The organism is Roseicyclus sp. (assembly GCF_052168335.1).
Classification (GTDB): Bacteria; Pseudomonadota; Alphaproteobacteria; order Rhodobacterales; family Rhodobacteraceae; genus Roseibacterium.
The window spans coordinates 1-1031 of record NZ_JBQLZP010000015.1; the positions used below are offsets into that span (position 1 = coordinate 1).

A 1031-nucleotide genomic window follows, 5' to 3' on the forward strand; every position below is an offset into this window, starting at 1 on the left:
CGGGGCGGAATTGCCGGCAATTCCGCCCTCTCCCGAAACGGGATCGCCCCCGGCCGAGGGGACAGGCCGGGGGCGCGCGACAGCATCCGTCGAAGGGGACGGATCAACGCATGCTGCCAACCTTCTGCCGCTCGGCCTCGGACTTCGCCGCGTCGGCGACCCGGCGGGCGGGATCGTCCTCGGTGGGCGGCCCGCTCTCGAGCGTGTCCTTCACCGCCGAGCGGCCTTCCTCCACGGCGGCCTCGGCGACCTTGCGGACCTTGCCCATCTCCTCGCGGAAGATCCGGTCGGCCTCGTCGAAAAGCCGGTCGCGGTGCGTGCCGAGGGCGTGGTTCTCGGCCGAGGTGCGCGGCAGCGCCGCGCCGATGGCCGCGCCGAGGCCCATGGCCACCATGCCGAGCACGAGCGGATGCTCGCGCGCGTTCCTCTGCGCCAGGTCCGTCGTGTGGCGCACCTGCCGCTCGACCGAGGCCTGCGCGTCGGCGGCCGCGAGACGGGCCGCGACGACGCGCCGTTTGGCCGCCTCGGGCAGGCCGTCGAGCCCGTGGCCGATGCTGTCGCGCAGCGTGCGCGCCGAGTGGCGCATGCGGCTGCGCATGTCGCGCCGGGCGGCGGTGCCGCCGGTGTCGTGCGGGTGGATCGCTGGATCGCTCATCTCCGTGTCTCCTTTGCGTCTGTTGCGGGCGGCCGCGCCTTCGGCGGCGGCCATCCTCTGGTCGAACTCCGCCATGGGCGGTCCCCCGTCGCCGGCCAGGCCGGGCGAGGTGGGCCGGATGCGCGGGTCGTAGTCGGCGTGGGCGGGCCCCAGGCCGGAAGCGCGTTCCCGCTCCGTGGCGCGCCCGCGGCCGCCGCCCGCGGCGAGCAGCGCGAGGCCGCCCGCGATCATGCCGGCGGCGAGCGGGTGGTGGCGCAGCGTGTCGGCGGCGCGCCCGCCCCCGCTGCGCAGGAGGTCGGAGGCGCGGTCGACGATCCGCTCGGCCGAGAGCTGCCTGTCGAGGTCCGCGAGCGTCTCGCGCAGCGCCATCCGCGTG

At 76.3% G+C, this 1031-nt stretch carries 1 protein-coding gene; it reads right to left on the reverse strand.

Annotated features, from left to right (window positions below):
• Positions 1-103: 103 nt before the first annotated feature.
• Positions 104-1031: hypothetical protein (locus tag ACTS11_RS00575; protein ID WP_442638412.1), on the reverse strand; the 928-nt coding region annotated here is incomplete at its 5' end.